Source organism: Campylobacter concisus (assembly GCF_902460845.1).
In the GTDB taxonomy this organism is placed as follows: domain Bacteria; phylum Campylobacterota; class Campylobacteria; order Campylobacterales; family Campylobacteraceae; genus Campylobacter_A; species Campylobacter_A concisus_X.
In genome coordinates this window covers 203,997-208,486 of sequence record NZ_CABPVS010000003.1, presented here as the reverse complement: position 1 = coordinate 208,486, position 4,490 = coordinate 203,997, and the positions used below count along the sequence as shown (strand labels likewise).

At 31.5% G+C, this 4,490-nt stretch carries 5 protein-coding genes; all 5 read right to left on the bottom strand.

The annotated features are described in order from the left end of the window. On the bottom strand, nucleotides 1-411 hold a 411-nt coding region (locus F3H00_RS04145; RefSeq protein WP_149703762.1), incomplete at its 3' end, for a type VI secretion system baseplate subunit TssG. Next, nucleotides 408-2,126: a type VI secretion system baseplate subunit TssF gene (gene tssF, locus F3H00_RS04140; protein WP_148800677.1), complete on the bottom strand. Its 1,719-nt coding sequence runs from the start codon at nucleotides 2,124-2,126 to the stop codon at nucleotides 408-410. The genes tssF and F3H00_RS04145, both read right to left, overlap by 4 nt. Then, a complete protein-coding gene (locus F3H00_RS04135; RefSeq protein ID WP_054195920.1) occupies nucleotides 2,126-2,515 on the bottom strand; it encodes a GPW/gp25 family protein in 390 nt (129 codons plus the stop codon). The genes tssF and F3H00_RS04135 overlap by 1 nt, the downstream gene beginning before the upstream one ends. 7 nt (nucleotides 2,516-2,522) lie before the next feature. After that, a complete protein-coding gene (tssC, locus tag F3H00_RS04130; protein ID WP_054195919.1) occupies nucleotides 2,523-3,971 on the bottom strand; it encodes a type VI secretion system contractile sheath large subunit in 1,449 nt (482 codons plus the stop codon). Nucleotides 3,972-3,973: 2 nt separating this feature from the next. Then, nucleotides 3,974-4,459 carry a type VI secretion system contractile sheath small subunit gene (gene tssB / locus F3H00_RS04125; protein WP_054195918.1) on the bottom strand — a complete coding sequence of 162 codons (486 nt, stop codon included), beginning with the start codon at nucleotides 4,457-4,459 and terminating at the stop codon, nucleotides 3,974-3,976. Between the last annotated feature and the right edge of the window lie 31 nt (nucleotides 4,460-4,490).

Here is a 4,490-nt window from a genome sequence, read left to right as displayed (position 1 = left end):
TAATTTTTTTGCTAATTTTTTATTGTTTATGTTTAATATATCCAATAAAATCTTTGAAATTTTATCGTCAAGCTCTTTTTCAAAGGATCTTGCATAATTTTTTAGGCTAATGCTATCAAAGAAAAGCCAAAGCAAGTAATTGTCAAAAAAGTCAAAAAATTTTTCAAAATTATTATCGCTACTCTTTGAGATCTTTTCTAAAATATAGCTTGTAAGATGCGAGCCACTTCCCAAAAGACCCATAAAATTTACAACAATTTTTACTGCATCCTCTTTATTTAAGCTTTCAAGCTCATTAATCGGATAGGCAAAACTTGGGCTATTTTTTAAAAAAATATCTCTTCTATCGTGGTGCTTTAGGCAGTTCTTTACTAATTTAAAAAAAGAAGCTTGATTTAGTTCTTTGTTCATATTAATTTTTTTGTACCACTTAAAAAGTCATAATTAAGCAAAATTTTGCTCTTTATACACTTTATTTTAAGCTCGCAAAATGAATTAATTGAAGCAAATTTTGATAAAAATTTAGCCAAATTTATACCTAAAGCATAGACATTTCCAATACTCTCAAATTCACTTTCATCTATATAAAATATGCAGAGCAACCCTCTTTTTGCAAAGCCTTGATCAACTCTATAAATTTGCTTTGTTTTTATATCATAAAGCGAGTTCGCAATTTTTTTAAAAAACTCATCATCTGGTGTGCTAAAGGTATTAAGAAGTGCTAAAAAAGAGCCCTTCTCTAGTATACTTTGATAGCTAAAAGATAAGATACTAACTAGTTTCCAAAGAAGATTTCCATCTATTTTTACTCGCTTTACACTAGTTGGAATGGTTAAATTTTTAGTTGTTACACCTTGGTGGGACAAAACTCTATCTATCTCGCCAAGTTTTAGCTTGCAAGGTAAATCACCATTGCAACAAAGTGTATCTATGCTAATGGTTTGATCTTTAGTGTCGCTTTTAAAAAAGGAAATTTCTTTATAATAGTTTAGTTTTATATCTGTTTTATTGCTGACAAAATAATAATCTTTTGCTCGCTCATCATTTAAAAATTCAAATCTCTCAAAACTTTTATAGTTTTTTAATATCCTTTTTTCATTATTACTACTATGGGCGACCACCTTATTGATTGAAACGATTTCGTAAGCATCGATATTTGAGCGATCTAGAAAAATTCTATATTCGCTTCGCCTATTGTTATTCAAAATAGGCTCGGCACTCATTGCAAATAAATTTATTGCAGGCGTAGCAAAAAGAGAGAAATACTCTAGCCTTGGCACATATCCACTTGGCATATCTTTTGAAAATATGAATTTAACATTAAAGCTTTTTGTAGAAAAATTTTTAAGAAAACTAAGACCGTTTAATCGTACAAAATTTAACTTTGAAGGAAAAAATGATAGCTCTTTTAAAAGCTCAAATGCTTCAAATCCAAACTCATCACTCTTTATCAAACGCTCGTCAAACTCATCTAAACTAAGTTTATCAGGGCTTAACTTTATCTCTTGATCGCTATCTTCAAAACTTATTGTAATAAATTTCAAGTAATTTTTTAGCCACATTAAGAGCGTAGAAGAGAAGTAAACATTATCTCCAAGATATAAATTTAAAAAGTCTATATCAAGTTCTTTAGTGCTAAGCTCGTTCTTTGTAACGCTTATACTTAAATTTAGAAGATAATCACTCTTATTGTTTGACATAAAAGCTTTTGTTATCTTTAAGGGAAGCAAATTTATGTCAAAGATTGTTTGAAATTTACACGTTATGCCATTGATCTGCTTTGACTCAACTATACTTCCTTTTGGTATAAATTCTTTTGTCCCAGAGAAGTCATCTCTTAAGGTAAATTCTTGCATACAAACTGATGGAAAAGGATTTGTATAGCTTGGCATTAATATATTTACTAAAGACTCAGCGATTAGTGGGATATTTTCATCTAGTTCTTGCCTGATCCTCGATGTTAAAATAGCCATATTTTCTATTATGCTCTCAACATCAGGATCTTTGCTTTTAGTATCTAAAAAGGGTGCTACTTTTGGAAAATTTTTAATAAAAAGGGCTCTTGTTTCATCAAGATATGCCATCTCTTTTTGAAAATAAGCTAGATTATTTTCATTATAATCCATTATAAAATCTCACAATATCTATTGTTTTTAAAAATAACTTTTAGCAAATACTCTTTGAAATTATCGTTTTTATGCTTGTAGTTTATATTAAAGATGATACGCCAAGGCTTTAGTGAGTCATCGTATCCGATAGATGTTACTTCTATTCTATTCTCATTTGAGCTGATTAGTTCATATATTGCCATGCCAAGTTTATGACCAAGCTCGTTTATTTCAACACCCATAGACCAAAGATCGATAATGCTATCATTTAATCGACCGTAGTTACCAAGTCTAGAGTTTAAAATGGTATCAATGTGATCTTTTATGTCGCTGTCTAGATCTTTAAAATATGGACGTAGCTTTGATTCATCACTAAATTCATATAAAATTTTATCTATCAGCGACATAGTAAGCTTACTCTTTGTCTAGTTTTCCGACCAAAGAAAGCTCGAAATTTGCTCCCATAAATTTAAAGTGAGGTCTAGCCAAAAGCTCTATTTTATACCAACCAGGCTCGCCAGCTATATCACTGACAATTACTTTTGCGCTTCTAAATGGTCTTCTACTTCTAACATCTGCTGGTGGGTTTTCCTGATCCGAGATGTATTGCCTTAGCCATTCATTTAAGCCGCGCTCAACGTCGCTACGCTCTTTCCATGTACCTATCTCTTCTCTTTGAAGCACTTTTAGATAATGAGCCAAACGAGAGATTAAGAATACATAAGGTAGTTGGGTTCCGAGTCTGAAATTTGTCTCAGCAGCTTTACCTTCTGGAGTATTTGGGAAAATTTTAGGCTTTAACGCAGAGTTTGCTGAGAAAAATGCAGCGTTATTGCTATCTCTTCTTAAAGTAAGAGCGATAAATCCATTTTCTGAAAGTTCAAATTCTCTTCTATCTGTGATCAAAACTTCGGTTGGAATTTTTGTTTGGACGCTTCCATAATTTTCATAAGTATAAGTTGGAAGATCTTTTACAGCACCGCCACCTTTTGGCCCAATGATATTGCCGCACCATCTATAATCAGCAAAACTATCTGTAAGCCTTGTAGCAAACGCATAAGCTCCATTGCCCCAAAGCATATCATCGTGATTATTTACAGTTTCTCTATAATTAAAGCTCTTTATAGGGTTATCTTCTGGCACATAAGGAGATCTTGTAAGAAATCTATTTACCATACATCCTGTGTATTTTGCATCTTCATTTTCCCTAAAAGTTCTCCATCTTGTATATTGTGGGCCTTCTAGCATGCTTTTTAGATCTTTTATATTTTCAAGCTCACCAAAATTGTCAAGTCCGAAAAATTTAGCAGAAAGAGATGTAAGAAGTGGCGAATGGCTCATTGCAGCAATTGATGACATTTTATTTAAAAAAGTCATATCTTGATTTGATTTATCTAGCTCATAATCAGCCACTATCGCACCAACTGGTTCACCACCAAATTGTCCATATTCGGCTGAATAAATTTGTTTATAAAGTGTGCTTTGAGTTATATCTAGGTTGTTTTCAAAATCATCTAAAATTTCTTCTTTTGTGGCGTCTAAAAGATCAATTTTTACATTTTCATTAAAATTCGTTCTCTCGACCAAAAATCTAATTCCACGCCAAGTTGATTCTAGCTCTTGAAAAGATTTATTGTGTAAAATTTCATCCATTTGAGCAGATAAAAGGGTATCAATGTGAGCTATCATCTCATCAAGTGCGAGCTTATTTATTTTATCTTCAGCATTATTTGTTGTTATTATGTTTGAAATAAACTCAGCAACTCCTTGCTTTACAACACTATAACTCTCGTCATCTTTTGAATATTTACTCCTTTGCATTATGCTTTCAATGATAGGAGTTTTAACTTTAGTTTCAGACATTTTTATTCCTTATCTTGTTCGTCTTTAATCTCTAAAAGAAGTTGTTTTCTACTATCTTCATCTTTTATAGCTTCTAAAACCGCTTTTCTAAAATCAGGCATATTGCCCATAGGACCTTTTAGTGCAACTAAAGCTTTTCTAAGCTGTAAGAGTTTTTTTAGTTCAGGGATTTGATTTATAATATTATCTGGATTAAAATCATGGATGCTCTCAAAATCAAGGTCAATATTTAAGTCTTCATTGTTAGAATTTAGCTTATTTTTTACAGAGAAATTTGTATGAATATCTAAGCTTTTCATAACCTGATCAAAATTTATTTTATTGATAGAAATCACTTCACGATCTTCAAGTGGAGTTTGGTTTTCACCAGTTAAATTTGCAACTACCATAAGTTTTAATGGAAGCTCTACATCAGCCTCTTGGTCATTTGTCTTAGTTTTATAAACTATATTTATGCGTTCTTTTGGTGGGATTAGGTTATCTGCCATAGTAACATCCTTTTTTCGTAAATGATTTAAG

Bases quoted from the DNA above. Each gene is read 5' to 3' on its own strand.
- tssF (WP_148800677.1), bottom strand. From the start codon at position 2,126: ATGGATTATAATGAAAATAATCTAGCTTATTTTCAAAAAGAGATGGCA.
- F3H00_RS04135 (WP_054195920.1), bottom strand. From the start codon at position 2,515: ATGTCGCTGATAGATAAAATTTTATATGAATTTAGTGATGAATCAAAG.
- tssC (WP_054195919.1), bottom strand. From the start codon at position 3,971: ATGTCTGAAACTAAAGTTAAAACTCCTATCATTGAAAGCATAATGCAA.
- tssB (WP_054195918.1), bottom strand. From the start codon at position 4,459: ATGGCAGATAACCTAATCCCACCAAAAGAACGCATAAATATAGTTTAT.